This window comes from Arthrobacter sp. Y3223166, from assembly GCF_059090935.1.
In genome coordinates, this window is the sequence record NZ_JBNHGE010000011.1 from 26,542 (window position 1) to 52,060 (window position 25,519).

Genomic DNA, 25,519 nt, shown 5'->3' on the forward strand with positions numbered 1-25,519 from the left:
GGTCGTGAAGGGGATGGGACGGGAGAGAACAATGGGAGCTCCCCTTCGGGGAGCTCCCATTACGGCGTGTGCTGAAGGAAACTACTTCTTGGTGTCCTTCTCGGCGGCAGCGTCGGCAGCTTCCGCAGCCTTCTGGCCGGCCGCCCGCGCGGAGCGGGTGGGGCCGTTGCCGGTCGTCTTGGCCGTGGCTGCCGCGGCCTCGGAACCCTTATCGGAGACAGAGGTACCCGCTGCGGCATCCGAGGTGGCCGGGGCTGCAGCGTGTTTGGCTGTTGCGGTTTCGGCAGCCCCGGCGGTACCTGTCGAGGTGGAAGTTGTGGAAGTCGAGGCGGAGCTCGAGCTCGACGGACTGGTGGTGGTGGAAACCTGACCCGGTGCCGGAGTCGCACTCGTCGGCTGGACCGGCGTCTTCCACGGATCTTCGACCGGCCGGGCAGCCCGCCATGCGGCCACTCCCGCCGTTGCCGCGGCCGCGAGGATGCCCACGATCAGCCAACCCTTGCCGCCCCCGGACTTCTGCTGGTTTTTCAGCTCCTTGGCAGCCTTCCTGGCATGCCCGGCGGCTGCCTTTTGGGCTTTCTTGAGGGCGCGCTTGGATCCGCCCGCCTTGACGACGGCGGCCTGCACCGAAACGGGCAGCGCGGTCTTGTCCAGCGTCTTCGCGACCTGGTCTGCGGTAGCGGCGAGCCGTGCTGAGACGGTCGGGATGTACTCGTCGACTACTTTGTCCCGGGCATGTGTGATGGCGGGGGCCGCCCGGTCCAAGGTCTCCTGGATGCGCGGAGCAGCCTCATCCACAACGTGGGAAATCTTCGGGGCCAGGCTGTCCAATCCCTCCTGGATCCTCGGCGTCACAGTTACTACGGAGTGGGAAAGATCCTTGGCGGCCTTCTGCAGCCCCCCCTGGATGCGCGGTGAAGCGGTCTCAATGCTCTTTTCGATCCGCGGGACGGCCCAGTTCCGCGCGGCTGCCATCTTGGGAGAGGCCCAGTCCTTGGCTGTTCCCACGAGGACAAAAACATTGCCTTCTGCGTCGTGAGCTATTCGTTTGGTCTTCTTCACTACTACCTCCCGGAAATGGTGACGGTCGTTCATCAGCCTACTTCCTGCACTTGCAGACGGCTATGCCGGCGATGAAACGCGCGGGATTTTCACTCATCGCGGAACCGGCCGCCGGCGGGAACCCAGGGGAATCGCCGTGGAAGAATGGTGCCATGACTGCTATTGCTACAGCTAAGGCCACTATCCACACCAACCACGGCGACATCGTGGTGAACCTGTTCGGCAACCACGCCCCGAAAACCGTGAAGAATTTCATCGGGCTGGCCACCGGCGAGATCACCTGGAAGCACCCGCAGACCGGCGAAGAGACGAACGCTCCGCTCTACGACGGCGTCATCTTCCACCGCATCATTAAGGACTTCATGCTCCAGGGCGGCGATCCGCTGGGCCAGGGCATCGGCGGCCCGGGCTACCAGTTCGACGACGAAATCAACCCCGACCTGAACTTTAACGAGCCCTACAAGCTGGCCATGGCCAACGCCGGCATCCAGGGGGGCCGCGGCACCAACGGCTCGCAGTTCTTCATCACTACCGTTCCCACCACCTGGCTGCAGGGCAAGCACACGATCTTCGGCGACGTCACGGACGAAGCTTCGCGCGCCGTCGTCGATTCCCTCAACGCGGTGGCTACCGACCAGCGGGACAAGCCGCTGGAAGACGTGGTCATCAAGAACATCACGGTCGAGCAGCTCTAAGTTGCCTAATGTCCCCGCCCGGAACCCGGGCGGGGACCTTTTCCCAGCAGGAGCGCCTCCATGTCCTACGGAATGCCGGCCGAACCGCCGCAGACCGATGTCCCCGTCTGCCCGCGGCATCCGGACCGCGTCTCCTACGTGCGCTGCCAGCGTTGCGGACGCCCGGCCTGTCCGGAATGCCAGCGCACGGCGTCGGTTGGCGTTCAGTGCGTCGACTGCGTCAACGAAGCGGCGCGCAGCATGCCGACTGTCCGTACCGTCTATGGCGGGGTGGCCGCGGTCGGCCGTCCCGTGGTCACGCTGACACTGATCGGCATCTGCGCCCTTGCCTATCTGCTGCAGTGGGTCGTTCCCGGCTTCACCGAAAGGTTCCTGTACGCGCCGGTCTACACCCTTCCAAATCCGTTCTACGCGCCGGAACCGTGGCGGATGATCACCTCGGCTTTTCTGCATTCGCCGAATTTCCTCCTGCACATTGCCTTCAACCTCTACGCCTTGTGGATCCTGGGCCGGCACCTGGAGCCCCTGTTGGGGCGGCTGAGGTTCCTTGCGCTGTACCTGCTTTCCGGCTTCGGCGGCTCGGTCGGCGTACTCCTGCTCTCCGCTCCCAACATTCCCGTGGTCGGCGCCTCGGGGGCCATTTTCGGCCTCTTCGGCGCACTGTTCATCGTGCAGCGGCAACGCGGCGGCGAGGTCAGATCGCTGTTGGTGCTGATCGGCATCAACGCGGTGCTCGGATTCGTGGTCTCCGGCATTGCCTGGCAGGCGCACTTGGGCGGACTGCTGGTTGGTGCCTTGTCCGCTGTGGTGCTGGCCTACGCGCCGAAGGGAAAGAATCGAAGCGTTGTCCAGTTCACCGGGCTGGCTGCCATACTCCTGGTGCTGGTGGCGGTCACTGCCCTGACGGCGATGACGTAACCCCGGCCGGCTTCCGCCAAGGCGGGCAGGAAAAGTGTCCTGGAGGACGCGGTTCCTGCCCGCCTTTCCTGTGTGGTCCCGTTTGCCGGACCGACAATCTCCGGGCAGTCCCGCCCGGGGGCTGGCTGTAGGCGCACGCTGTGCCCGACGGGCCCCTCTCACTCCCTCCGGCGCGCGTGCCGTGCAACTGCGCGTTTTCCCCAACCTGCTTTCCCCATCCTGTGGGCTGGCTGTGGAAAGTTCCGCCGCGCTCCCTGAGGTGAAAGGATGTTATCCACAGGAGTTATGCACAGTGAGGATAAGTTACACACATGTAATTCCACAGCTGTGGATAACGTGATGGCAGGGGACAGAAGAGGTGGACGGAAGTAATCCCCAAAGTTATGCACGTCTGTGGATAAGTTCGGTCTACAACTGTGAAAACGTGGACAACTAAGCCTGCAGCCCCTGCAATTAGCCGAGCACTACAGTGGAAAAGGCGAAACATTCGTCCGGCCGAAGACATATGCAGACCCTGCAAACCGGCCTTCAGGTAGCCTTGAAATCCGGTCCCCTCGCTCGACCAGCCACGGGGCCCACGCGGCCGTCCCGGACCCAGGCGATAGTCGGATCGAATGCGCCGCGCCCCATGCCTTGTGAACGGCCGGCTGCGGCCTCTCGGAGGATCTGCTTCCTACCGGCCTGTCGCAGGCCGGGCCATCCAAGCTCCCTCCCGTGAAGGGAAGGAACAACAGAAGGAATCTACGTGACTACCGAAACCGGCAACTCCACACGAATCGACCTCACCCGCGAGGAGATCTTCAGCGCCCATGAGGGCGGCAAGCTGCAGATTGGCCTCACCGCACCGTTGGACACCAAGCGCGATCTCTCCATCGCCTACACGCCGGGTGTGGCCCAAGTCAGCCGCGCCATCAACGCCGACCCGGAAATGGCCGGGAAGTACACGTGGGCCTCCCGGCTGGTGGCAGTGGTCTCCGACGGCACCGCGGTGCTGGGGTTGGGCAACATCGGGGCGGCTGCGTCACTGCCGGTGATGGAGGGGAAGGCTGCCCTCTTCAAGCAGTTTGCCGGACTGGACTCCATCCCGCTGGTACTCGAGACCACCGACGTTGACGAGATCATTGAGACCCTGGTGCGGCTGCGGTCGAGCTTCGGCGCCGTCAACCTTGAAGACATTTCGGCGCCACGCTGCTTCGAGCTCGAAGCCCGCCTCATTGAGGCCCTGGACATGCCGGTCATGCACGACGACCAGCACGGCACCGCCGTGGTAGCCCTTGCGGCGCTGACCAATGCCGCCCAGGTGGTCAACCGCGAGCTGGCGTCGCTCAAGGTGGTTATTTCGGGCGCGGGTGCGGCGGGCATCGCCGTCGCCGAAATCCTCCTGGCCGCCGGCGTTGCCGACGTGATCCTGCTGGATTCGCGCGGCATCATCCACGGCGACCGCGGCGATTTGACCGAGGTCAAGGCCTCCTATGCTGCCCGCACAAACCCGCGCGGAGTCACCGGCGGCAGCGCGCAGGCGCTCGACGGGGCAGACGTGCTGATCGGGGTCTCCTCCGGCACGATCCCGGAAGAGACCCTGGAGAAGATGTCCGACGACGCCATCATCTTCGCGCTGTCCAACCCGGATCCGGAAGTACACCCGGAGACCGCCGCGAAGTTCGCGAAGGTTGTGGCCACCGGCCGCAGCGATTTCCCCAACCAGATCAACAACGTCCTGGCTTTCCCGGGCATCTTCCGCGGCGCACTGGACGCGGGTGCCCGCCGCATCACCCCGGCCATGAAGGTTGCCGCGGCCGAGGCAATCGCGGGAATCGTTGGGGAAGACCTCGCGGCCGATTACATCATCCCCAGCCCGCTGGACCCCCGGGTGGCCCCGGCCGTTACCGCTGCCGTGATGGCCGCCGCAGACGCCGGCTGAGCCTACCCTGGCAGCCGCCCTGCCGGGGCCCGTCCCCGTATCCCGGGAGCGGGCTTCCGGCGCACCTGCCCGGTCAGGCGGGCTTTAGAGCCATCGGTTGCGCCTGAAGAACCAGTAAAGCCCGAGGGCCGTCAGGAACATCAGAACCAGCGACATCGGGTAGCCGAACGCCCAGTCCAGTTCCGGCATCACCGTGAAGTTCATCCCGTAGACGGCGGCCACCAAAGTCGGGGCGAAGAGTATGGCCGCCCATGACGAGATGCGCTTGACCTGTTCGTTCTGGGCAACACTGGTTTCGGTGAGTTTCTGGGCCTGCAGGGTGGAGCTGAGGCTCAGGGCGTTCTGCAGGACGGCACGGAAGGCGTCGACGCGCTCGTTCAGCCGGATGACATGGTCCTCGACGTCGCGCAGGCCGCGGGCCACCTCAAGGTCCAGGTCAGGGTTTTTGGTGCCTCGTTCGAGGACGGCGATCATCCCCTCCAGCGGGTGCAGGGCACGCTGGAACTCGATGACTTCGCGCAGCAGCTCGTAGATCCGTCGGGAAACGTCGGGATCGCCGCCGAAGAGCTGGTCTTCGATCTCGTCGATGTCGTTCTCCAGGCCGAGCACCACGGGTTCGTACTCGTCGACGACCTGGTCCAGGACCGCGTAGAGCGCCGCCTGCGGTCCCGTCGCCAGCAGGTCGGGCACGGACTCCATACGCTGCCGCACGTGGGCCAGATCCGGCGACTCCGCGTGCCTGACGGTGATCAGGAAGTCCCGCCCCATGAAGACGTGCAGTTCGCCGAACTCCACCTTCTCCGTTTCGTCGATGTAGCGCGCGGGCCGGAGGACGGTGAACAGCGTGCGGCCGTACTGTTCCAGCTTGGCCCGCTGATGGCCGCGCAAGGCGTCCTCCACGGCCAGGTGGTGAAGATCGAACTCCGCTGCCACGGCGGCCAGCTCCGGCTCGCTCGGCCGGTAGAGCCCTATCCACGCCATGCCCGAGTACCGGTGCAGCTCGCTGAACGTCTGCTCCAGGGTTTCGGGCGTGGCGGCACGGACGCCGTCGACGTAGATGCCGTTATCAACCAGCATGACTGCCTACGAGCGCCACCTGGTCGTCATCAGGAAGCCCGCGATGGCGATGCCGAACCCGATCATGATGTTCCAGGACCCTGCTGCCGGCAGCGGCCACGCTCCCTGCGTGATGTAGAAAACGATGATCCACAGCAGGCCGATGATCATGAGGCCGAACATGACCGGTTTGAACCACACGGGGTTGGGCTTATTGCCTTTGGCGGTCAATTCCTCGGGACGCCGTTCGGTCCTCTTGCGGCGCTTCGACTCGGGCACAGATCCTCCGGGGCATCAAGGGGTGGTTGGCACTGGCAGGCCGGGGCCGCGATCTTCACGCGAGTCCGCCGCCGCCGCCGACCGTCTAGCTGTTTAGTCTAGCCAATGTATGTGACGTTCGCCGCCGCGCATTTGCCGGGATCACCGCGGGGGACCGATCATAGTGTGAGTGCTGCTGTTGCCGCCTTGGCTCCCGTTCCCCCGACGGAGTGCCGGCCGGCTCCCGCAGTCCCCCGTCCCGGAACAACTCCACGATTGGCACGACTGTCACATGAGCAAGACTCCGCGCATCCTCGTCATCGACAACTATGACAGCTTCGTCTACACCCTGGTCGGCTACCTTCAGGAACTCGGCGCGGAAACGACTGTGGTGCGCAACGATGACGTCACCCTCGAGGAAGCGGTTGAACTGGCCGGAGTCCGCGACGGGGTCTTGGTCTCCCCCGGCCCGGGAACGCCTGCCGAGGCGGGCATCTGCGTCGAGCTGATCCGTTGGTGCGGCCGGGAAGCAAAGCCGATGTTCGGCGTGTGCCTGGGCCACCAGGCGTTGGCCGAGGCCTATGGCGCCACCGTCACCCATGCCCCCGAATTGATGCACGGGAAGACCTCGCACGTGACCCACGGCGACCAGAACGCCTTCCTGGGCGTTCCGAACCCGTTCACGGCCACCCGCTACCACTCGCTGGCGGCCGTGCGCAGCACCATCCCTGCCGAACTCGAAATCACCGCGGAGACCGACAGCGGAGTCGTGATGGGGCTGGCCCATCGGAGCGCGCCGCTGTGGGGCGTGCAGTTCCATCCCGAATCGGTGCTGACCGAAGGCGGCTACCTGATGCTCGGTAACTGGCTGGAGTCGCTCGGCGCGGAGGGAACGGCCGAACGCGCCGCCACGCTCAGCCCGCTCATTACCCACTGAACCGCTCCGGGGCGGGACTGCGCGACCGGTCGCGGGGACCAGGCTGCCACGGATGCTGTCAGTCGTCGCTGTTCCCGTTGCCCCGGCCGTTCCCGTTGCCGCGGCCGTTCCCGTTGCCGGAGTTGTTGCCTCTGTCGGAGCCCTCATCCGGGTCGGGCGCAGGCGTTTCGGAGGGCTCGGGGGGCGGCGGTGCAACCGCAACGGTCAGGACTATCTCAGTCCCCTGTTCGACGTCCGTTCCCGCTTTAACGCTCTGGCCGACGACGGTGCCGGGTGCGACCACCTCGTTGTCGACCTCTTGTACCCGGTAGGGCAGGGCAACGGCCGCGTCTTCCAGCATCGTGCCGGCTTCTTCAACAGTTTTGTTCATCAGGGCCGGAACGCGCACCATGCCGTTCGAGATGACCAGGTCCACCGTGGAACCGGTCTTGACCTTCTCGCCGGGGGCGGGCTTGGTGGTCACCACATTCCCGCGCGGCATGGAGGCACTGTTCGCCGGGACGTTTTCCCCCGGTTCCAGGCCCAGATTCCGGAGCTTGTCCCGGACCTCCGCCTCGGTGCGGCCGGCCAGGTCCTTGGGAATGGTAGCAAATTCGCTACCCTCGGAGATGTAGACCACGACCTGGCTGCCCGGTTCCAGCTGTTCTCCGACGTCCGGATCGGTTCGGGTTGCCATGCCCGCCTCGACGTCGTCGCTGAACTCCTGTTCAACCCGTGGCTTGAGATCCGCTGCCCAGATGGCGTTGGTGGCGGCGTTCTGGTCCATCCCCGCCACAGCCGGAACGGCAACCGTATCCGGGACGGCGTTCTGCACCAGCATGTTGTAGACGTAGTAGCCTCCGCCCACCAGGACCAGCAGCAAGGCAATGATCAGCGTGACGATCCATGCCCGGCGCTTGGCCCGGCGCTCGGGTTCGATGTCGTCTTCACTGCCCACGGCCAAGGCGGTGGGAAGCTGCCCGCGGTCGTAGGAGGCCGTTTCCGGCCCGGCGTCGTCATCAGGCGAGTAGGCGGTGTGGGACAGGTCAGGAGTTTCCCCGGCCACGGCGTGGGCCGGCTGGGTGATTAGTTCGGTGGCGGGAGCCAGTGCGGGAAACGCTTCCGTCGCCGGCCCGGCCGCCTGGTGCGGCGTCCCGCCCAGCGCCGCACGCAGCGCGTCCGCGAAGGCAGCGGCCGTCTGGAACCGGTCCGCCTTGTCTTTTTGCAGCGCATGTTCCAGTACGGAATCCAAGGCAGGCGTAACGTCCGGGTTGAAGCGGCTCGCCGGTTCGGGGAGTTCGCGGACGTGCTGGTAGGCCACGGACACCGGGCTGTCACCGATGAAGGGCGGACGACCGGCAAGCATTTCGTAGAGCAGGCAGGCGGCCGAGTACAAGTCGCTGCGCGCGTCCACGGCTTCACCCCGGGCCTGCTCCGGGGAAAGGTACTGTGCGGTCCCCAGAACCGCCTGGGTCTGCGTCATCGTGGCGGCCGAATCGGCCAGCGCACGCGCGATGCCGAAGTCCATCACCTTCACGTTGCCCTCGGGCGTGACCATGACGTTGGCCGGCTTGATGTCGCGGTGCACAATGCCCGAGCGGTGGCTGTATTCGAGCGCGGCCAGGACGCCGAGGGCATAGCGGACCGAGTCCTCGATGCCCAGCTCGCGGCCCTTGATGAATTCACGCAGCGTCCGGCCCCGGACGTACTCCATCACGATGAACGGGACCTTGACGTCGTGCTCCGCCGCGCCGGGAAGATCCATGTCCCCCGTGTCGTACACGGCAACGATTGCCGGGTGGTTCAGCCCGGCCACCGCCTGGGCTTCGCGCCGAAACCGGGACTGGAGCATCGGGTCGCGGGCCAGGTCGGTCCGCAGCTGCTTGACCGCCACCGAGCGGCCCAGGCGGATGTCACGGCCCAGCAGCACATCGGCCATCCCGCCGCGTCCGATGAGTTCCCCCACCTCGTAGCGGCCAGCCAGGATGTGCGGCGAGTCCACTGGTTGTCGTCCTTCCATCAGGCCGACCAGGATTCGGTCACGGCTTACCGCCGCGCGTGTCGGGAGCGGAGGTCGGCAGGCCCTTGGCATCCGGCGAGCCCGTCTCTGTCGGGGCCGGAGTTTCTTCTTCTTCTTCCGGCCCACTGGAGACAACGTAGCTGACGGTCGACCCGACCGGAACGTCACCGCCGTCGGGAGACAGGCTGAGCACGGTGCCAGGCTCTTCATCGCTCGGCTGCTCGCCCGACTTCTGCGGTACCAGGTTCAGTCCGATCAGGGCCTCGCGAACCCGCTGCTCGGACTGCCCGGCCAGACCGTTGGGAATGGTGACGGTTCCGGGGCCGGTGGAGTAGGTGACGGTGATTGCTTCGCCAACGACGACGGCGCCGGTCGGCGCGATGTCGATGACGGTATTCTCGGCTTCGCCGCTCTCCACCGGGTTGGGAACCACCTGGTAGCCCATGTTTTCGAGCTCGGCCCGGACCTCGCTGAAGGGTCGGCCCAGGAACGCATTCGCCGCCAGCTGGTTCGTCTCCGGCGTTGCCGTTTCGCGCGGTTCCTCGGTCTCTTCTTCCGTTGGCGTTGCGGAGGTGGTCTTCGGCGCCGCCCGTGTCGTCGAGCTCGATGCCGACGACGAGGACTCCGCAACGCCGGTGGGGGTCAGCATGGGCAGCAGGATCGCGCCGGCCACGGCGAACAGAATCAACAGGATCAAACCGACCAGCGGCCAGGTCCAGGGACTGCGTTTCTTCTGCTGGCGGCGCGGTGTTTCTTCAGGCTCATCGCTGTCCAGATCCTGATCGGTCCAGTCCCGTTCGGCGCCGAGGCCCGCTGCTGCTGCTGCACCGCCGACGGCGGGCAGCTGGGAGGTCCCGGCGCTGACGGCGCGCGTCGGAGCGGTTCCGGGGGCGGGCACCGGAGCAGTCATCAAACCGGTGCTGTCGTCCCCACCGAACAGCAACATTCCCGGGACAGCTGCCTCGGCGGCACGGATATTGCCGGCACGGATGGCGTCGGCCGCCTCGGCGAGCTTTTCCGCGTTGGCCGGCCGGTCGGCCGGGTCCTTGGCCAGCATGGACATCAGCAGAGCGCGGACCGGCCGGGGCAGGGATTCGGGCAGTGGCGGGGGAGTGTCGTTGACCTGGGCCAGGGCAATGGCTATCTGCGATTCACCGGAGAACGGCCGGGAACCGGAGAGGCACTCGTAGCCGATGACGCCGAGCGAATAGATGTCGCTTTGTCCGGTAGCAGTCTGTCCCGTCGCCTGCTCGGGCGCCAGATACTGGGCGGTGCCCATGACCTGCCCGGTCGCGGTCAGCGGAACCTGATCGGCCAGCCGCGCAATGCCGAAGTCGGTGATCTTGACCCGGCCCTCCGGCGTGATCAGCAGGTTTCCGGGCTTGACGTCGCGATGCACCAGGCCCTGGGCATGGGCGACGGCCAGCGCCTTGGCCGTCTGGGTGATGATGGACAGCGTCCGGTCGGGCGAGAGCACGCGCTCGCGCTCGATGATCGCCGAGAGCGGATGCCCGGGCACGAGTTCCATCACGAGGTAGGCGGATCCGGCCTCTTCGCCGTAATCAAAGACATTGGCAATACCGGTGTGGTTCAGCAGCGCGGTGTGCCGGGCCTCTGCGCGGAAGCGGTTGAGGAAGCCCGGGTCGCCCGTGTACTCCTCTTTGAGGACCTTGATGGCGACGATGCGGCCCAGGACCTGGTCCTGCGCCTTCCAGACCTCACCCATGCCGCCGATGGCGATACGTTCAGTGAGCTGGTACCTGCCGCCTAAGGTGATACCCGAGCTAGGTCTCACTTATTTAACACCGCCTCTAGGAGTTGCCGAGCACTTGGACTTGAGAGTGAAGAACCGGTCGTTACATCGACGTCCTCGAAGACGACGGATACGACGGCCTGGGGGTCATCCGCCGGTGCGAATCCGGTGAACCACGAGTTGTTTCCTGCTTCGCCGGCCAGCAGTTCTGCCGTACCGGTCTTGCCGGCCACCTCGACGCCCGGAATGGCGGCTCCGCCGCCGATGCCCCTGCTGACCACATTGACCATCCAGTCCTGAATCAGCCGGGCGTTGTCTGCGGAAAGGGAACGTTGCAGTTCCTGGGGTTTGGGGCTGTCCATGACGCGCAGGTCGGGCGCGCGCACGGTGCGCACGAGGTTCGGCTTCATCAAGACGCCGTCGTTGGCGATCGCACCGGTCATCATGGCCACCTGCAGGGGGGTCACGCGGACGTCGTACTGGCCGATGGCCGACTGGGCGAGCAGGTCATCGCTCATGCCGGTCGGGAACTGGCTCGCGGTGACGTGGGTGGGGATCTGGTAGGACTCGCCGAATCCGAACTTGGCGGCCTGTTCCGCAATGGCGTCTTCCCCCAGGTCCATGGCGATCTGCGCGAAGGGCGTGTTGCAGGATTGCTCCAGGGCAAAGGAGAAGCCGACGGTGGTCCGCGCCGCACAGCCGCCGTTAACGTAGTTCGGCAACTCGACGTTGGTGCCCGGAAGCGGCAGCGTCGGGGGATTGTCGAGCTTGCTGTCGGCGTCGTACTGGCCGGATTCCAGGGCGGCAGCCGTCACCGCGAGCTTGAACACGGAGCCCGGAGCCAACAGGCTCTCGGTGGCGGGGTTGGTGAACGGAGACAGGCCCGGCACCTTCTCCAATTCGGCCATGTTCTGCGTGACCTCTTCGGTGTTGTGCCCCGCCAGGTCATTCGGATCGAAGCTGGGCTTGGAGACCATCGCGAGGATGTTGCCGGTGTCCGGTTCCATCACCACGATCGAGCCCTTCACGCCGTCGGGAATCAGGTCCCAGGCCAACTGCTGCAGCTCGGCGTCCAGGGTCAGCTCCACGGAGGCGCCCTCGACCTGGCCGCCGGAGAACATCTGCACGATCTGTTCGTAGAAGAACTCGTCGCCGGAACCGGAGAGCTGATCGTTCATCGCAGACTCCATCTGGGTGGAGCCGTATACCAACGAGTAGAAACCGGTGATCGGCGCGTAGAGCGCGGGCTCGTTGTAGACGCGCTGGTAGGCGAACTCGTCGTCCGAGGGAACCGACTCGGCGATCGGCTCGCCGCCCACCAGGATGGCGCCCCGGTTCTTGTCGAAGTCTTTGTAGATGGTCCGGCTGTTCCACGGGTTGGCGTTGAGGTTTTCGGCCTCGAAGAATTGCACGACCGTGAGCGATCCAAACAGCAGCGCGAACATCGCGATGGCGACGATCCAGGTATTGCGGATGGCCTGGTTCATGGTTGGATCACCTCCGTGGATCCGGTGTTCCGTGCTTGGGTCTGGTTGCGTCGCGCCGGCCGGTCACCCGGCGGCCGCCGGCCGGCGGCCGGGCCAGTCAGGGCCGGACGGCGCGCGGCGTCGGAAATCAGCAGCAGCAGGGCGACGATCAGCCAGTTGGCCAGGAGGGAAGACCCTCCGGCGGCCAGGAAGGGTGTGGTCAGGCCGGTCAGCGGAATCAGGCGGGTGACGCCCCCGATCACCACGAAGCACTGCAGCGCCAGGGTGAAGGAGAGTCCCGTGGCCAGGAGCTTGCCGAAGGCGTCCCGGCTGCCCAGCGCCGCCCGGATGCCGCGGCTGACCAAGAGGATGTAGAGCATCACGATGGCGCTGAGTCCGATGAGCCCCAGCTCCTCGCCGAGTGCGGCGATGATCATGTCGCTGTTCGCGTAGGTCACCAGGTCCGGCCGGCCCTGCCCGAGTCCGGTGCCGGTCAGAGCGCCGCTGGCCAGGCCGAACAGCCCTTGGACGATCTGGTGGCTGCCGCCGATCCGGTTGTAAACCTCGGGGTCGAACGCGTTGATCCAGCCGTCTATACGTGCGGTGACGTGCGGGAACAGCTGGAAAGCCACCACGCCGCCCACGGCGATCATGAGCAGGCCGATCAGGACCCAGCTGACGCGGCTGGTGGCCACATAGATCATGGCCATGAACAGGCCAAAGAACAGTATCGAGGAACCCAAATCGCGCTGGAAGACCAGGACCCCGATGCTGACCAGCCAGGCCACCACCATGGGGCCCATGTCCTGCCAGCGGGGCAGCTGCAGCGGGCCGATCTTCTTGCCCGCGAGCAGGATGAGGTCGCGGTTCGTCGATAAATACCCGGCGAAGAATATAGCCAGGGTGATCTTCGCGATTTCGCCCGGCTGGAAGGTGGCGAACCCCAGGCTCACCCAAATCCGGGCGCCGTTGATTTCCATCCCGATGAACGGCAGCAGCGGAAGGATGAGCAGGATGGCGCTGGTGATCAACGATATGTAGGTAAAGCGGCGCAGGACGCGGTGGTCGGGCAGCAGCCAGATGACGGCGACCACGGCGGCGATGGCCACGCCGGTCCACAGGAGCTGGCGCCCCGCGGCGGAGTCGTTGTTGGCGATGTCCAGCCGGTGGATCATCGCCAGCCCCACCCCGTTCAGGGCGGTGACGATCGGAAGTATTACCGGGTCGGCATATTTGGCGCGAAGGCGCAGGACCACGTGTACGACGAGGACCAGCACCACCAAGGTGCCGCCCTGGGTGAAGAAGTCGCTGTCGAAGGCCCGGTCCTGGTCGAGCCCGACCAGCATGTTGGCTCCGATGCCGACGATCAAGGCCAGCAGGAGCAGGAGCAGTTCGGTGTTGCGCCGGGAACGCGGCACTGTCTGGATGTTACTCATGGCTTATCCACCTACACATTCCGGCGGCACGGTGGGCTGGGGGCTGGCAGCAGGCGCCGGCGTCGCCCCCGGCGAGGTGCTGGGCCGGTCCGTCGGAACGGTACTGGGGCTGGGTTCGGGTTCCGGACAGTTCAGCTGGCTGCTGATCCGCAACTGTTCCACGATCTCCTCGGCATGCCCGAGGTCGCGGGCGGAAATGCTGGAATCCAGCCGCTGCTGTTGGTACGCGGGCAGGCTTTCCAGCGGGATGTTGTAGACCGTGTCCACGTGGGAAAGCGCGATCGGCCCGAAGTTCTGGGAGACGCCGTTAAAGATGGCCACCCGTCCGTCCGCCGAACCCACGAAATACTGGGTCTGTGTCCACAGGTAGCCGAACCACATGACCGCCACCAGCAGCAACGACATGACGGTCAGGAACGCCGGGATCAGCCAGGGCTTGCGGGCCGGGGCCGAGGTCTCGTTCTCGGGTGTTTCCGGTTCGTCCGGGGCCTTGTGGGTCAGCAATGCCGCCGCCCGGCGCTTGTTGGAGTGGGCCGTGACGATGGGAATCTGTCCGGTCTCGGTGGCCAATGCCGCGGCGCCCACCAGCACATGCGGGCGGGTCTCGAGCTCGCGGCGGATGGCATCGGCGCGGATCGCCTCGTGCGGCTGAAGCTGTTCGTCGTCGGCGCCCGCGGCCACCTGTGCCCCGAGGGAGGCTCCGTCGGCGGGCATCGCCGCGACAGGGGAGGCGGCGCCGTCGTGCTTCAAGGCCGATGCCTTCGGTCGTTCCGGGGCGAGGCCGAGGGAGGCGGTGTCAGCCGCCTCCGGCGCCGCTTCGGCGACTTCGATCATCACGATGGTCACGTTGTCCGGGGAACCGCCGTCAAGCGTCAGCTCCACCAGCTGATCGACGGCGTCCTGCAGGGTGGGCGCGTTGCGCACCACGGATTCCACCACACTGTCCGGCACGACGGCGTTGAGTCCATCGGAGCAGAGCAGCCATTTCTCCCCCGGCTCGGCCTGATGGCTGGCCAGGTCGAGTTCGGGACTGGCATCGACGTCGCCCAAGACGCGCATCAGCACGTTGCGGTGCGGGTGGATTTCGGCTTCCGCCGGAAGGAGCCGGCCTTCGTCGATGAGCCGTTGGACGAAAGTGTGGTCCACGCTGATCTGCTCGAAGATGCCGTTTTTCAGCCGATAGGCACGGGAATCGCCGATGTGGGCGAATTCGAGCTTGTCGTCATGCAGCAGCAAGGCGGTGACGGTGGTGCCCATGCCCGCCAGCTTGGGACTGGTCTGCACCAGCTCCGAAAGGATGGAATTGGCGGTCTGGATCTCGTCGGCCAGCACGTTGGCAGGGTCCTGATGGCCCGAGCGGTCCAGATGGACCAGGTCCAGCACCGTGGACGCCGAGGCCACGTCACCGCCGGCATGGCCGCCCATGCCGTCGGCCACCACGGCAAGATAACGCCCGGCGTAGGCGGAGTCGTCGTTTTTAGACCGTGCCTTACCCACGTCAGACCGCGCCGCATAGCGCAGAACCAGAGCCACCGTCAGGGCCTCAACTCAATGACCGTCTTGCCGATCCGGATGGGAACGCCGGGATCAACGGGCAGCGCCCGCGTCAGCTGGTTCTCGGCCAGGTAGGTGCCGTTGGTGGAGCCGAGGTCCTCGATGAACCAGCGGCTGCCCTGCGGAAAGAGGCGGGCGTGCCGGCCGGAGGCGTAATCGTCCTCCAGCACCAGCGTTGCTTCCTGGGCCCGGCCCAACAGGATGGGGCTCGCGGCCAGTTCCAGCGAGTGGCCGGCCAGCGGCCCTTCCGTGACCACCAGGCGGCGCGGAGCCACCCGGGGGGCCGGAGCGTCCGCCAGGTCGGGATTCTTCCGGACTTCGCGCGCAGTGGGGGATCCGGTGCGGCTGCGCTTGCCGATCTGCAGGTCCCGCCGCAGTGCGGAGACGATGCTGATGATCATGATCCAGAGCAGGATCAGGAAACCGAACCGCAACGCGGTGACGACAAGCTCGCCCATTAGGCCCCGCCGCCCCGTGTCGGCAGCAGGCGGAAGGTAATGCGGGTGCGGCCCATCGTGATGACGGAGCCGTCGGTGAGGTCAATCCGGCCGTCGATCTTCTGGCCATTGACATAGCTGCCGTTGGTGGAACCGAGATCCACGGCCACGGCCGACCCGCCGTCGGTGCGGATCTCCAGATGGCGCCGCGAGACCCCGGTGTCGTCCACCATGATGTCGGCCTCGGAGGAGCGTCCGAGCACGATGGACGGCGCGTTGAGCGAGTAGCGCTGCCCGTTGATTTCCAACACGGGCGTCAGCAGGGTGGGCTGGCGCGACGGCGCCGCGGGGGCACTGCGCTGCAGGGGCTGCGGCTGGTGGCCCTCGGACTTCACGACCGTGGCCTCGACTTCGAAGTCGCCGCCCTTGAGTGCGTCGTCCTTGGTGAAGGAAACGCGCACCGGGCCCTGCAGGGTGTACTTCTGGCTGTTGACGTGGCGGATGACCACGTCGCACAGTTCTTCGGCCAGGGTGGCGCCCCATTGTTCAGCCATCGCGTAGTCGGAATCGCCCAGCCTGACGTCGAAGACGTTGGGAGCCAACGTGCGGCCCTGGGCCAAGGTGATGGAACCGTTGTCCAGTTCGCGGCGCAGGCGGCTTGCGATCTCCACCGGCTGCACCTGGCCCTTGCCGCCGACAGAGAAGGCGCCGCGGACCATCTTCTCGATGCCGCGCTCCATACTGTCCAGAATGCCCATCGGGCCGCCTCCTCCCAGAGTTGTGGTCAGGTCTGCCCCCCGCTGCGACAGCGGACAGGGCACACCTGTCTGGCGATTCTTCCCTTCGATACTACTTGGGCGTGTCCCAAAAGGCCCCATTCGGCAACGATCGCCGCGGGCGCGGCGGCGCCGGGGCGTGGTGAAGCTCACCATCGCGGAATCACGACGGCGGGGCGTGCGGCCCGCGGCGCAGGCCCTCCGATCCCCGTCGTTGCGCGGTATCCAAGGGGGCCGGCGCCCCGATTGGGAATTTGGGACTGTTTCACGCTACTATTGATCTCGCTGTTCTTGAGGAAAGCGAACCGGGAAACCGGTTGGCACGCCGAGAGGGCAGGAACAATGCGCGCGAGTGGCGGAACGGCAGACGCGCTGGCTTCAGGTGCCAGTGTCCGAAAGGGCGTGGGGGTTCAAATCCCCCCTCGCGCACGCAGAGCAAGAGCCCCGGTCTTCGGACCGGGGCTCTTGGCGTTAACGGATACCGGGCCCTCGCTGACCGCTTGGTTAGCGGGGGAGGGGGCCCGCCTCGCTGACCGCTTGGTCAGCGGGGGAGGGGCCCGCCTCGCTCACCGCTTGATCAGCGAGGAGGGGGGCCCGCGGCGCGCTCGGCGGCTGCTGATCAGCCCTGCTTGCCGGCGGCCTTCACGCGCTGCTCCTCGGCACGCACGGCGGCGAACGAGGCACGTTCCGCCACCAGCCATTCCGGCGGATCCTGCAGTAAAGCGGTGATTTCGGCCGTCGTCAGCGGCTCCGTGATGCCGCCGCGTGCCAGACCGGAGATGGAGACGTTGAGTTTACGGGCCACCTCCGGCCGCGGATGCGGACCGTTGCGGCGCAGCTCCGCCAGCCATTCCGGCGGATCGGATTGCAGCTGGTTGAATTCCTCCCGCGAGATCAGGCTGTCCTGGAACTCCTGCGGGGCCGCGGGCAAGTAGATGCCCAGTTTCTTGGCGGCCGTGGCCGGTTTCATGGATTGTGCCGATTTCGCGCTCATAAGCCCAGCCTAGCCGCCCTGCGCTACGGTGATGAAGTGCAGGATGCAGACCAGGAGCCGACGACCACGGCCCAATTGGCCGGACTGAAGGTCGGCTATGTCCCGGGCGTGACACCGGGGAAGTGGACCCGCCGGTGGGCGGAGCGGCTGCCCGACGTCCCGCTGACCGCTTTCCAGTGCGGCGAGGAGGAGCAGACGGCCATCCTGCGCGACGGCCGTGCCGACCTGAGCTTCGTCCGGCTGCCCGTGGACCGCGAGGGGCTGAGCGTGATCCCGCTGTATGCGGAACTGCCCGTGGTGGTCGCGCCGAAGGAACACGATGTTGCCCTCTACGACGAGGAAGTCCCGTATCGGGAGATCGCGCACGAGAACTTCCTGGACCCCGGGGAAATGGGCGGCGCCAAGACAGGCATCGAGGTAGTGGCGTCCGGGGCGGGACTGATGATCCTGCCGATGTCCGTGGCCCGGCTCTACAACCGCAAGGACGTGGTGTACCGCACGGTCACCGATCACCCCGAGACGCAGATCGGCCTCGCGTGGCTCACCGACCGGACCGAGGCCGCAATCGAGGAGTTCATCGGAATTGTCCGCGGCCGCACGGCGCGCAGTTCGCGCCAGCCCTCGGTGCAGGAACAACAGGGCAAGGGCAAGACCCGCAAGAACACGGGGAAGAACGACGGCGGAGGCTCCGGCGCGGGGAAGGGCACCGCTGCGGGAAAGGGCTCCGCACCGGGCCGGACGCCGGCATCGGGCAAGGGCGCGAACAAGCCGTCCGGCCAGGGCAAGGGCAGGCCGGGTGGCGGCCGCACCCCGAAGGGCCGCGGGCCGCGGCGGGGCCGCCGGTAGCAACTGCCCCTGCATGCCGCGTTCGCCCCGCCGTTGGCTAGGCTTCAGATATGACCGTGAGCAGCCCTGACCATCTGGACGACACCGAACTCGCGGCCTGGCTGGTGCGCGCCGCCGGAACGCTGGCCAACGGCATGCGGTCGGGGGTGACCACGTTCGAGGAGAAGACCAGCATCTCCGACGTCGTCACCGCCGCCGACCACGCCGCGGAGAAACTGGTAGTCGATACGCTGCGCGAACTGCGGCCGGAGGACGCGATCCTGGGCGAGGAAGGCTCCAGCCACGAGGGAACCTCGGGCCGTACCTGGGTCATCGACCCGGTGGACGGCACCTACAACTTCTTCACCGGCGGGCACTACTGGTGCTCCGCGCTGGCGCTGACGGATGGAGCGGGAAGCCGGCTGGCGGCGGTCTACCACCCCGCCGAGGACGTCCTGTGGATCGGCGGACGCGACCTGCCCACCACCCGGAACGGCTTGCGCGTGGGCGAAATCGCCAGCGCTCCCTTGGCAGCCAGCTGCGCGGCGGCGTACCTGCACCACACGTATTTGCGCGACGACGCAGCGGGCGAGCCGTACCTGCGCGCCCTCCTCGGTTCGGCCACCTACCGTACCTGGGGGTCGGCGTCGTGTGAGCTGGCTGCAACATCCGCCGGGATTTTCGGCGTCTGGTACCAACAGGGGCTGCCGGACTGGGACTGGCTTCCGGGCAAGACCCTGGTCGAAGCGGCCGGAGGTTCCACCGCCGTCCTGGAGGTCGACGGCTACCGCTGGTCGGTGGCCGGGGGACACCGGCAGGTGGCCGACGTGGTCGCCCTGCTGGGGGGATGACCACGTCCGATTCTGGGGGCCCGGCGTGGCATAGTGGGGCTGTGGAAAAGACTTACGAAACGATTCAGCTTGAATGCCTCGGCGAATTGGCCACCGTCGTCATCAACCGTCCCGAGTCGCTCAACTCCCTGAACACCCAGGTCGTGGCAGACCTGGCACAGTTCGTCACGGACATCCGTTCGCCGGAAGGCCGGGAAGTTCGGAGCATCCTGATCACGGGTGCCGGCGGGAAGGCCTTCGCGGCCGGCGCCGACATCCGGGAACTGGCCTCCATGGGGCCGGCCGAAGCGGAAGCACACAGCGCCGCCATGCAGGACCTGACCCGGTTGCTGGAGACCCTGGACCTTCCGGTGATCGCCTGCGTCAACGGGTTTGCCCTGGGCGGAGGCTTGGAATTGGCGTTGGCCTGCGACTTCATCTACGCGACGGCCAACGCGAAGTTCGGCCTGCCGGAAGTCGGCCTGGGCCTCATTCCGGGCTTCGGCGGGACGGTCCGGCTGCCGCAGCGGGTCGGCCCCGGAATGGCCAGGGAACTGATTTTCACGGGCCGCAGCATCGGCGCCGAGGAAGCCCTGCGGATCGGGCTGGCCAACGCCGTCTTCGCCAGCAAGGACGACATGCTCGACGCCGCCGCCGCCACCTGCCGGGAGATCTCCGCAAAGTCCCCCGCCGCCGTCGCAAACGCGAAACGAACGGTCGATGCGGCGCTGGGCCGTCCCACCGCCGACGGGCTGCAGGTGGAGCGCCGGGCCTTCGGGCAGGCCTTCACCACTGAAGACTCGCGCATCGGCCGGGATGCCTTCCTGGCCAAGGAGGCGCCCGCCTTCACCGGGCACTGAAGGCGGGCGCGGGCAGGGATTGATCAGCGACGGCGGTGCCACGCCGGATCGTACTGGGTGGCCAGCCGAGCCAGTGTCAGTCCCGCCAGCAGCAGGCCGACGTCACGCAGCGCCACGTCGTAGAACCCCGACAGCGTCAGCAGGTTGACGATGATGCCCGCCAGCCAGAGGGAAACAATGTAGGCGCCGTACCGCGGCTTGAACCAGACCACGATGCCGGCGGCTATTTCCACCACGCCGACGATCAGCATGGCGGTGTGCGCGCTGAAGGGCAGCAGGTTAACGACCCAAGGGGCCAGATACTGTTCCCAGTCAGTGAGCAGATTGAAGAACTTGTCCAGCCCCATCAAAATCGGCAGGACGGAAAAGCCCAGCCTGAGCATCCAAAAAGCACCGTAGGCGGGCTCGGTCCGGACCCGTTGCAGCGCAGGAGTGGTGGTTGCCATGGGAATCTCCGGTAAATTCTAAAAACCGAATAAGTAGTTTTAGAATGCTCCGCTGCGGCGGGAAAGTCAATGGTCTTGCTGCTGCTGGTCAGGATCCCAGGATTCGGTCTGGGTCAGCCTCTTGACCAGGGCGGGGCCGCCCACCCTTGTGATGGCCGATCTTTCGCCCACGATGACCAGCAGGCTGCGCGCGCGGGAGAAGCCTGTATAGAGCATCTCGCGCGCCCGCTCGGGATCGCCGAAGCCGTTGACCGCCAGGACCACCACCGAGCGTTCGAGTCCCTTGAAGCCGAGCACGTCGCCGTAGAACACGTCGTCGTCGTCAAAAAAGGCGTCCCAGTATCCGCGCCAGCCCAGTGCGTCCACCGCTTGCTGATGGGCCGGATGCTTGCGCTTTGTGGTCAGCAGCGCCACCTGCTGCGGGGCCCAGCCTTCACGCTCGACCAGCTGCGCCACCGCATCGCCGGCCCGCTGGATGACGTTCCCGGCCGTCGCCTCCACCAGCCGGATGCGCGGGCCGGAGAGGCCCCGCGGAATCGCCAGCTCGGTGGACAGCGCGCCGCAGAGCGCCGCGATCTGCTTCGTATTCCGCAGGTTTTCATTCAGCACCAAGGGGGGCACTTCAATCGGCGGCCAGCCGTCGCGGCCGAAAAGGCGCTGGTCTTCGTCCATAAACACATACAGGCCGCCGACAGCAGGTTCCTTCAGGCACTCCAAGACGGCCTCCCACCACAGCGTGCCAAAGTCCTGGCCCTCGTCCACGACGATCGCGTCGAAGAGTTCGCGGACCGGCTGGTTCTTGGCCAGCCGTTTGAGTGTCCGGGGGAGGTAGTGCTCGTAGTACTGGTTGGTGAGCAACCGGGGGTCCAGCGGATGGTGCGCGGCCCAGCGGACCGGCAGGTCATAGAACATGCCCACGTGTGCCGGGCGTTCGGCCGGCTTCCACCCGGCCGTCTCGGTCTCGAAGTACCGGGCCAGGCCGCGGCTGGAGCACAGCAGCGCCACCCGCTTTCCGTCGCGCGCCAACCGCCGGGCCTGTTCCAATGCGAGCCAGGTCTTGCCCGTGCCCGCGCCGCCGATGACGCGTGCCCGCGGCTGGTCCTTCAGGACATCAAGGATCGCCGATTGGTCCCGCGTCATCTGCTCGGCGCGGCCTTCGTGCTCGGCCGCCGCCGAGAGCGCCCCGTCGCCCGGCCGGGGGCGCGTCAACCATGCCACGATGCGGTCGGCGATATCCGGCGCGGTTTCGCCGTCCCCGTCGCCGCAGAAGTTGATGGCTTCCCTGACCGTGTCGTCCGGGTACTTGAGGTCCTCGCTGCCGATCACCATGGAACGCCTGAGGCCGGGGATGTCCCAATGCCGCGGAAGCCGCGTGTCCGGAAAGGCCAGCAGGTGGGCGAAGCGGACCCTGCGGCTGAGCCCCAACTGGGAGCCGAGGTAGCGCTGGAGCATGTGCCGGGCGTCCTGAGCGTGGACCAATGGATCCTTGATGCGGTGCTGCCGGCCGTTGGCGGACTGGTACCACTGGCCCGCGTCGTAGCTGATCTGCCCGCCTCTAACCTCGATGGCGGCGATGCCGACGCCGGGCCAGACAACGAGCAGATCGATCCGACGGGCGGCACCGTTTTCGACGATGTCGACCGAATGCAGCAGGGCGGCGGACGGCGGCAGGGTACGCTTCAGCGCCTCCCAGACCTGCCGTTCGGCAGGCTGGTCCCGGCCGAACTCGGGCTGTTCCGGAAAACAGCGCGGCATACCGCCCCCTCAACTTCAACGCAGTGGTTTACCACACAGACTACCAATGCAGGACATCGTCCCTTCTCGTCCCGGAACGCGGGCCCGGTTGCAGCCAACCCTCCCGCGCGCGCGGGCGTGGCCGTTCATTGCCGCGCCCCGGGCCGTTCTGTAGCGTTAACTGCAGGTGGCAACTCATGAAGGCGGTGCCTGCGGCGCCGTTCCGCGGCGGAATGAGGATGATCATGGCAACCATCGAAGAAACAGTCGAGATCTCGCTGCCCGCCGCAAAGGTTTATGACGAGTGGCTGCGCTTCGAGTACTTTCCCTCCTTCATGCACGGCGTGAAATCGGTGATCCGGACGTCCGACACCACGCACCATTGGGTCACGAAAGTCGGCGGCGTGCAGCGCGAATTCGATACGGCCGTGACCGAGGACGAGCCCGGAGAGCGGATCGTGTGGAGGAGCGAAGGCGGAATCAGGCACAGCGGCACCGTGACGTTCGGGAGCATCGATGCCGACACCACGTCGATGCACGTGCACCTCGATTGGGAGCCGCATTCCCTGCTGGAAAAGGCCGGTTCGGGACTGGGATCGGACCACCGGGAGGTGCGCAACGAGTTGTGGCGCTTCAAGACCTTCGTCGAGTCCGGAGGATCGGAAACGCACGAGCCGGGCAACCAGCAGTTCTACGGCGGAACCTTCGCCGGCGGATTTCCTCCGGCAGCCTCGGCCCAGCCGGACATCCCCCAGAACGAGGATGACAACGCCTACAACCGGGAGCCGGACGTCCGGGAGCCCGAGGACCGGGAGAACCGGAGGCGGGGTCCCGGCAGCTAATCTGCCACTCGGGGCCTGCGGCCGCTGTCAGGAACGGGCGCTGATCCGCTCCACGGAAGCCACGGCACGCTTCGACAGCTCCTCGGACAGCGGCGCGCTCTTGGCCGAGTCCGCCGCGTCGTTCTGGCCCTCGGGGCTCAGGACATACTGAGCGAACGCCTTGACCAGGTCCACCTTCTCCTGGTCCTCGTACGTGGTGCAGTAGATGTGGTAGGAGACCAGCATCAGCGGATAGGCGCCGGCGGCGGTAGTCGTCCGGTCCACTTCCAGGGCCAGGTCGTATTCCGGCCGCCCCTCGACGGGTGTGGCTTCGTCCAACGCCTTCGCTGCCGCTTCTGCGCTCACCGGGACATAGTCCTGGCCAACCTTGAGGTTAACCTTGCCCAGGGGATCCCCGACGGCGGAATCGTCCGCATAGGTAACGGCGCCCGCCGTGCCGGCGACCATGCTCACAACGCCCGTTGTACCCTGTGCGTTTTCCCCGGCGAATTCTCCGGGCCAGGTGTCGCTGGGCTCCGGCGTCCAGACCTCTGGGACCACGGCGTGCAGGTACTCGGTGAAGGTCTCGGTGGTGCCGGAGTCCTCGGAACGGTTGACGGGAGTGACCGCAAGATCGGGCAGCTCCACGCCCGGGTTGTGCTCCGCGATGGCGGGGTCGTCCCAAGACCGGATTTCGCCCTGGAAGATCCTGGCAATGGTTTCGGCGTCCAGGTTCAGTTCGGTGATGCCCGGAAGGTTGAACGCCACGGTGATGGGGGAGATGTAGGACGGGACGTTGAAGGCGCCCTCGGGGCCGCACACCTTGCGCGACTGGTCAACTTCTTCGTCGTCCAGGTAGGCATCCGAGCCGGCGAACTCGACGGCGCCGGCCAGGAAGGCGGTGCGTCCTGCGCCGGAGCCGTCCGGCGAATACTGGACCTGCGCGTCGGAATGGAGCAGGCCGAAGCCGGCCACCCACGCGTCCATCGCCGCGTTCTGGGATGATGCTCCGGCCCCTGTCAGCGTGCCCGACAGGGAGGAGCCCTGCCGTGCGGCGGCTTCCTGGGCCGGACCCAGCGGGTAGTCGGAGCCGCAGGCGGCCAGGGACAAGGACATCAAGGCGGCGGTACCAAGGGCGGCCGCGCGGCGTTTCAACTGAGGCATCCGCACTAGACTACCGGTGCGGCGGCGTCAGTCCCAAGGGGGCTACCGTGCCTCGAGGTCCTTGACGGCGGGGCCTTCCAGCACCTTGCCGTCCGCGCTGAAGCGGGACCCGTGCAGGGGGCAGTCCCAGCTGCCCTCCGCGTCGTTCCAGGACAGCACGCCGCCCAGATGCGTGCAGACCGCGCTGACCCGGTATGTGGCGGAGTCCACGGTACAAATGCCCACCGGCCGCGAATTTTCCCGCACCACAGTGCCCTGACCCTCCGGCGGTGCCGCATGCGTGGTCCTGGTCAATCCGCCCAGCCAGCCGGACAGCAATTCCAACCCGACGGACAAATTGGTGCCGGCGGTGCTGGCGGCGTCCCGTCCGGAGATGCGTGACTTATAGAGGTCCTTGGCCCAATGATTGTCGCCGCCCAGGATGGAGGCCGACAGCGCCAGTGCCGCCGCCACCCCGTTGGTCATGCCCCACTTGTTGAATCCGGTGGCCACCATGATGCGCTTTTCCCCGGGCAGGATCGGACCCACGTACGGCACCGCACCGGCGGGTTCATAGTCCTGCGCAGACCAGGCATGCGTGGGCTCGGCACCCGGAAAGTGCTGTTGGGTCCAACGGAGCAGGTCATCGACCAGACCCCGGGTATGGCCGTGGCGGCCGACAACGTGGCCGTTGCCGCCGACCAGCAAGACCTCCCGGTCGCCGTGGCGCGCGGTCCGCAGCGAGCGGGTCGGCCCGTCGATGGACAAATACATCCCCGACGGGATGCGCCCGGGCACCGTCAAGGCGGCGGCGTAGGAACGCATTGGCTTGAGCACGCTGAAGTGTCCGCCGCGGTTGAGCATGGGCGTGCCGGTCGCCAGCACGAGGATGCCGGTCTTAATGTCGCCCAGCCCCGTGCGCACGGTAAGGTTTCGCGGCCCCGCCCCGGCACCGCCGTCGTCCGCGCGGCCGATGCCCGTGACCCGCATGCCCTCGAAGACCAGGCCTCCACGGCTGCGCAGTTCTGCAACGAGCGCCGCCAGGAGGTGCATCGGATGGATCTGGGCCTGGTCGGCCAACCGCAGCATCCCGGCGACCTCGAACGGCAGCTCGCCGGCACCGGAGACTTTTTCGACCGGCAGGCCGGCGGATTCGCTGGCGCGCTGCTCCGCCGCCAGGTCCTCGGCGCCCTCGGGGGTGGTGGCGTAGGTGAAGGCGTCCCGCCGGTCGTATCCCACCCGGTGTTCGTCGCAGTACCGCAGGATCCACGCCTGGGCTTCCCGCTGGGCGGCCACATAGGCCGCGGCGGTGCCGGAATCGTGATGGTTCGCGATGCGCGAAAGCTGGCTGCCCTGCAGCAGGGATACCTTGGCGGTCGTGTTGCCGGTAGTGGCGGCGCCGACCGACCGCGCCTCCGCCACGGCAACCCGGTGCCCGGCCCGCGCCAGCAGGACAGCAGTGGTGAGGCCGGTAAGCCCTGCTCCGGCGACGACCGAGTCGAACCCGGTTTGGCCGGAGTACGTGTCCACGGGAATCTGTTGGGCGGTATCGAGCCAGAGTGAGTGCATGACGCTGTCCTTTCGGCCGGATGGTAGTA

General features: G+C 66.7%; 23 protein-coding genes and 1 tRNA gene. 9 read left to right on the plus strand and 15 right to left on the minus strand.

The genetic code is table 11. The annotated features are described in order from the left end of the window. Positions 1-81 precede the first annotated feature (81 nt). Positions 82-1,095: a hypothetical protein gene (locus tag AC5RUH_RS07455; RefSeq protein ID WP_494013429.1), complete on the minus strand. Its 1,014-nt coding sequence runs from the start codon at positions 1,093-1,095 to the stop codon at positions 82-84. Positions 1,096-1,214: 119 nt separating this feature from the next. Between AC5RUH_RS07455 and AC5RUH_RS07460 the strand changes: the two genes are divergently transcribed. From AC5RUH_RS07460 to AC5RUH_RS07470, 3 genes are all read left to right on the plus strand, one after another. Beyond that, positions 1,215-1,757, plus strand: coding sequence for a peptidylprolyl isomerase (locus AC5RUH_RS07460; RefSeq protein WP_494001209.1), 543 nt, complete (start codon positions 1,215-1,217; stop codon positions 1,755-1,757). A 240-nt stretch (positions 1,758-1,997) separates the two neighbouring features. Then, the gene (locus tag AC5RUH_RS07465; protein WP_494128263.1) at positions 1,998-2,675 is read left to right on the plus strand and encodes a rhomboid family intramembrane serine protease; all 678 of its coding nucleotides are present in this window, start codon (positions 1,998-2,000) and stop codon (positions 2,673-2,675) included. 745 nt (positions 2,676-3,420) lie between these two features. Continuing rightward, entirely contained in the window at positions 3,421-4,596 is a 1,176-nt protein-coding gene (locus AC5RUH_RS07470; RefSeq protein WP_494013426.1) for an NAD(P)-dependent malic enzyme, read from the plus strand. A gap of 84 nt (positions 4,597-4,680) precedes the next feature. On the opposite strand, the gene AC5RUH_RS07475 is transcribed toward AC5RUH_RS07470, so the two are convergent. Then, a complete protein-coding gene (locus tag AC5RUH_RS07475) occupies positions 4,681-5,673 on the minus strand; it encodes a magnesium and cobalt transport protein CorA (protein ID WP_494001212.1) in 993 nt (330 codons plus the stop codon). 6 nt (positions 5,674-5,679) lie between these two features. Next, positions 5,680-5,931, minus strand: a complete 252-nt coding sequence (locus AC5RUH_RS07480; protein WP_494001213.1) for a cell division protein CrgA — start codon at positions 5,929-5,931, stop codon at positions 5,680-5,682. A 271-nt stretch (positions 5,932-6,202) separates the two neighbouring features. Between AC5RUH_RS07480 and AC5RUH_RS07485 the strand changes: the two genes are divergently transcribed. Then, entirely contained in the window at positions 6,203-6,847 is a 645-nt protein-coding gene (locus tag AC5RUH_RS07485) for an anthranilate synthase component II (RefSeq protein ID WP_494074744.1), read from the plus strand. Positions 6,848-6,905: 58 nt separating this feature from the next. Here AC5RUH_RS07485 and pknB read toward each other — a convergent pair whose 3' ends face one another. From pknB to AC5RUH_RS07520, 7 genes are read right to left on the minus strand one after another with little or no spacing between them, the layout of a single operon-like run. Further along, a complete protein-coding gene (pknB, locus tag AC5RUH_RS07490) occupies positions 6,906-8,828 on the minus strand; it encodes a Stk1 family PASTA domain-containing Ser/Thr kinase (protein WP_494024917.1) in 1,923 nt (640 codons plus the stop codon). 37 nt (positions 8,829-8,865) lie between these two features. Further along, positions 8,866-10,641, minus strand: a complete 1,776-nt coding sequence (locus AC5RUH_RS07495; RefSeq protein WP_494128264.1) for a protein kinase domain-containing protein — start codon at positions 10,639-10,641, stop codon at positions 8,866-8,868. After that, positions 10,638-12,086 (minus strand): peptidoglycan D,D-transpeptidase FtsI family protein, encoded by a 1,449-nt coding sequence (locus AC5RUH_RS07500; protein WP_494001217.1) that lies wholly within the window; start codon positions 12,084-12,086, stop codon positions 10,638-10,640. The genes AC5RUH_RS07495 and AC5RUH_RS07500 overlap by 4 nt, the downstream gene beginning before the upstream one ends. Next, positions 12,083-13,501 (minus strand): FtsW/RodA/SpoVE family cell cycle protein, encoded by a 1,419-nt coding sequence (locus AC5RUH_RS07505; protein WP_494001218.1) that lies wholly within the window; start codon positions 13,499-13,501, stop codon positions 12,083-12,085. Before AC5RUH_RS07505 ends, AC5RUH_RS07500 begins: the two co-directional genes overlap by 4 nt. Positions 13,502-13,504: 3 nt before the next feature. Continuing rightward, positions 13,505-15,034, minus strand: coding sequence for a PP2C family protein-serine/threonine phosphatase (locus AC5RUH_RS07510; RefSeq protein ID WP_494074747.1), 1,530 nt, complete (start codon positions 15,032-15,034; stop codon positions 13,505-13,507). A gap of 2 nt (positions 15,035-15,036) precedes the next feature. Beyond that, on the minus strand, positions 15,037-15,513 hold the full coding sequence (locus AC5RUH_RS07515; RefSeq protein ID WP_493978260.1) for an FHA domain-containing protein FhaB/FipA: 477 nt from the start codon (positions 15,511-15,513) through the stop codon (positions 15,037-15,039). After that, on the minus strand, positions 15,513-16,250 hold the full coding sequence (locus AC5RUH_RS07520; protein ID WP_494013421.1) for an FHA domain-containing protein: 738 nt from the start codon (positions 16,248-16,250) through the stop codon (positions 15,513-15,515). The genes AC5RUH_RS07515 and AC5RUH_RS07520 overlap by 1 nt, the downstream gene beginning before the upstream one ends. 364 nt (positions 16,251-16,614) lie before the next feature. Here AC5RUH_RS07520 and AC5RUH_RS07525 point away from each other — a divergent pair. Continuing rightward, positions 16,615-16,697, plus strand: a tRNA-Leu gene (locus AC5RUH_RS07525). A 190-nt stretch (positions 16,698-16,887) separates the two neighbouring features. Here AC5RUH_RS07525 and AC5RUH_RS07530 read toward each other — a convergent pair. Continuing rightward, a complete protein-coding gene (locus AC5RUH_RS07530; protein ID WP_494001331.1) occupies positions 16,888-17,238 on the minus strand; it encodes a DUF5997 family protein in 351 nt (116 codons plus the stop codon). A 60-nt stretch (positions 17,239-17,298) separates the two neighbouring features. Here AC5RUH_RS07530 and AC5RUH_RS07535 point away from each other — a divergent pair, with 60 nt between their 5' ends. From AC5RUH_RS07535 to AC5RUH_RS07545, 3 genes are read left to right on the plus strand one after another with little or no spacing between them, the layout of a single operon-like run. Further along, complete coding sequence (locus AC5RUH_RS07535) at positions 17,299-18,108, plus strand: LysR family substrate-binding domain-containing protein (RefSeq protein WP_494001221.1); 810 nt, start codon at positions 17,299-17,301, stop codon at positions 18,106-18,108. A gap of 50 nt (positions 18,109-18,158) precedes the next feature. Then, positions 18,159-18,938, plus strand: a complete 780-nt coding sequence (locus AC5RUH_RS07540; protein WP_494074748.1) for an inositol monophosphatase family protein — start codon at positions 18,159-18,161, stop codon at positions 18,936-18,938. A 41-nt stretch (positions 18,939-18,979) separates the two neighbouring features. Then, the gene (locus tag AC5RUH_RS07545; protein WP_494074749.1) at positions 18,980-19,777 is read left to right on the plus strand and encodes an enoyl-CoA hydratase/isomerase family protein; all 798 of its coding nucleotides are present in this window, start codon (positions 18,980-18,982) and stop codon (positions 19,775-19,777) included. A gap of 23 nt (positions 19,778-19,800) precedes the next feature. Here the strand turns inward: AC5RUH_RS07545 and AC5RUH_RS07550 are convergent, their stop codons facing one another. Together AC5RUH_RS07550 and AC5RUH_RS07555 are read right to left on the minus strand one after the other, a co-directional pair. Beyond that, positions 19,801-20,223 carry a hypothetical protein gene (locus AC5RUH_RS07550; protein WP_494024913.1) on the minus strand — a complete coding sequence of 141 codons (423 nt, stop codon included), beginning with the start codon at positions 20,221-20,223 and terminating at the stop codon, positions 19,801-19,803. A 66-nt stretch (positions 20,224-20,289) separates the two neighbouring features. Beyond that, positions 20,290-21,978 carry a nuclease-related domain-containing DEAD/DEAH box helicase gene (locus tag AC5RUH_RS07555; protein WP_494024912.1) on the minus strand — a complete coding sequence of 563 codons (1,689 nt, stop codon included), beginning with the start codon at positions 21,976-21,978 and terminating at the stop codon, positions 20,290-20,292. A 224-nt stretch (positions 21,979-22,202) separates the two neighbouring features. On the opposite strand from AC5RUH_RS07555, the gene AC5RUH_RS07560 reads away from it, so the two are divergent. Next, positions 22,203-22,799 (plus strand): SRPBCC family protein, encoded by a 597-nt coding sequence (locus AC5RUH_RS07560; protein WP_494001226.1) that lies wholly within the window; start codon positions 22,203-22,205, stop codon positions 22,797-22,799. A gap of 27 nt (positions 22,800-22,826) precedes the next feature. On the opposite strand, the gene pstS is transcribed toward AC5RUH_RS07560, so the two are convergent. Both pstS and AC5RUH_RS07570 read right to left on the minus strand, forming a co-directional pair. Beyond that, positions 22,827-23,942, minus strand: a complete 1,116-nt coding sequence (gene pstS, locus AC5RUH_RS07565; protein ID WP_494024911.1) for a phosphate ABC transporter substrate-binding protein PstS — start codon at positions 23,940-23,942, stop codon at positions 22,827-22,829. Between the two features lie 42 nt (positions 23,943-23,984). Continuing rightward, entirely contained in the window at positions 23,985-25,490 is a 1,506-nt protein-coding gene (locus AC5RUH_RS07570; RefSeq protein ID WP_494024910.1) for an FAD-dependent oxidoreductase, read from the minus strand. Positions 25,491-25,519: the final 29 nt, after the last annotated feature.

Excerpts from the sequence above, each read along its gene's own strand:
- AC5RUH_RS07455 (WP_494013429.1), bottom strand. The coding sequence starts at position 1,095 with ATGAACGACCGTCACCATTTCCGGGAGGTAGTAGTGAAGAAGACCAAA.
- AC5RUH_RS07460 (WP_494001209.1), top strand. The coding sequence starts at position 1,215 with ATGACTGCTATTGCTACAGCTAAGGCCACTATCCACACCAACCACGGC.
- AC5RUH_RS07465 (WP_494128263.1), top strand. The coding sequence starts at position 1,998 with ATGCCGACTGTCCGTACCGTCTATGGCGGGGTGGCCGCGGTCGGCCGT.
- AC5RUH_RS07475 (WP_494001212.1), bottom strand. The coding sequence starts at position 5,673 with ATGCTGGTTGATAACGGCATCTACGTCGACGGCGTCCGTGCCGCCACG.
- AC5RUH_RS07485 (WP_494074744.1), top strand. The coding sequence starts at position 6,203 with ATGAGCAAGACTCCGCGCATCCTCGTCATCGACAACTATGACAGCTTC.
- AC5RUH_RS07500 (WP_494001217.1), bottom strand. The coding sequence starts at position 12,086 with ATGAACCAGGCCATCCGCAATACCTGGATCGTCGCCATCGCGATGTTC.
- AC5RUH_RS07505 (WP_494001218.1), bottom strand. The coding sequence starts at position 13,501 with ATGAGTAACATCCAGACAGTGCCGCGTTCCCGGCGCAACACCGAACTG.
- AC5RUH_RS07515 (WP_493978260.1), bottom strand. The coding sequence starts at position 15,513 with ATGGGCGAGCTTGTCGTCACCGCGTTGCGGTTCGGTTTCCTGATCCTG.
- AC5RUH_RS07520 (WP_494013421.1), bottom strand. The coding sequence starts at position 16,250 with ATGGGCATTCTGGACAGTATGGAGCGCGGCATCGAGAAGATGGTCCGC.
- AC5RUH_RS07530 (WP_494001331.1), bottom strand. The coding sequence starts at position 17,238 with ATGAAACCGGCCACGGCCGCCAAGAAACTGGGCATCTACTTGCCCGCG.
- AC5RUH_RS07540 (WP_494074748.1), top strand. The coding sequence starts at position 18,159 with ATGACCGTGAGCAGCCCTGACCATCTGGACGACACCGAACTCGCGGCC.
- AC5RUH_RS07550 (WP_494024913.1), bottom strand. The coding sequence starts at position 20,223 with ATGGCAACCACCACTCCTGCGCTGCAACGGGTCCGGACCGAGCCCGCC.
- AC5RUH_RS07555 (WP_494024912.1), bottom strand. The coding sequence starts at position 21,978 with ATGCCGCGCTGTTTTCCGGAACAGCCCGAGTTCGGCCGGGACCAGCCT.
- AC5RUH_RS07560 (WP_494001226.1), top strand. The coding sequence starts at position 22,203 with ATGGCAACCATCGAAGAAACAGTCGAGATCTCGCTGCCCGCCGCAAAG.
- pstS (WP_494024911.1), bottom strand. The coding sequence starts at position 23,942 with ATGCCTCAGTTGAAACGCCGCGCGGCCGCCCTTGGTACCGCCGCCTTG.
- AC5RUH_RS07570 (WP_494024910.1), bottom strand. The coding sequence starts at position 25,490 with ATGCACTCACTCTGGCTCGATACCGCCCAACAGATTCCCGTGGACACG.